1 protein-coding gene is annotated in these 736 nt (G+C 56.5%); it reads right to left on the minus strand.

From position 1 onward, the window contains the following. Nucleotides 1-117 precede the first annotated feature (117 nt). On the minus strand, nucleotides 118-543 hold the full coding sequence (fur, locus tag I5W_RS06200; protein ID WP_044528583.1) for a ferric iron uptake transcriptional regulator: 426 nt from the start codon (nucleotides 541-543) through the stop codon (nucleotides 118-120). Nucleotides 544-736 lie beyond the last annotated feature (193 nt).

The following is a 736-nucleotide window of genomic DNA, read 5'->3' on the forward strand; positions in this document are numbered from 1 at the left end:
ATTGAATGTGAACAGGCCCTAGGCGCCTGCGCCGGACGCAAAAAAGCCACGCATGACATCGCGTGGCTTTTCTTCACACAGCATTGCCAAAGTAAAGCCAGGCAAGCCAAGTTGGACTTATTTCTTCACTTTCTTGCAGTTTTTGCAATGGCCGTACAGCGCCAGGGCGTGGTCGGCGATCTCGAAGCCATGCTCCTGAGCAATCTTGAGCTGGCGCTTTTCGATCTCGGCGTCGAAGAATTCCTCGACCTTGCCGCAATCCAGGCAGACCAGGTGGTCATGGTGCGAGCCCTCGTTCAATTCGAAGACGGCCTTGCCGGTCTCGAAGTGATTGCGCTGCAGCAGGCCGGCCTGCTCGAACTGGGTCAGCACCCGGTAGACGGTAGCCAGGCCCACGTCCAGGTTGTCAGCGAGCAATTGTTTGTAGACGTCTTCGGCGCTCAGGTGGCGCACGGAGGTGTTCTGGAAGATTTCGAGAATCTTCAGGCGCGGCAGGGTGGCCTTCAGGCCGCTGGCCTTCAGTTCGGATGGATTGTTCGGCATGGTAGAGTGGGTTCCCGGGGTTTACTGGTCTCAAACAGGCGCGGCGGTCCACTGGGAAGACCTGGGGACCGTTCCGGGAGGCTGTGGGGAGCGCCTTTTACGACCGGAACGCACTCATGCCTATTTAAGAAGTAAGTTCTAGCTTATCATATAGTGCTTTAGGCTCATGGCTCAACCCGGTTGAAATCTTATG

The sequence above is a fragment of the Herbaspirillum sp. B65 genome (genome assembly GCF_000333555.1).
In the GTDB taxonomy this organism is placed as follows: domain Bacteria; phylum Pseudomonadota; class Gammaproteobacteria; order Burkholderiales; family Burkholderiaceae_D; genus Herbaspirillum; species Herbaspirillum rubrisubalbicans.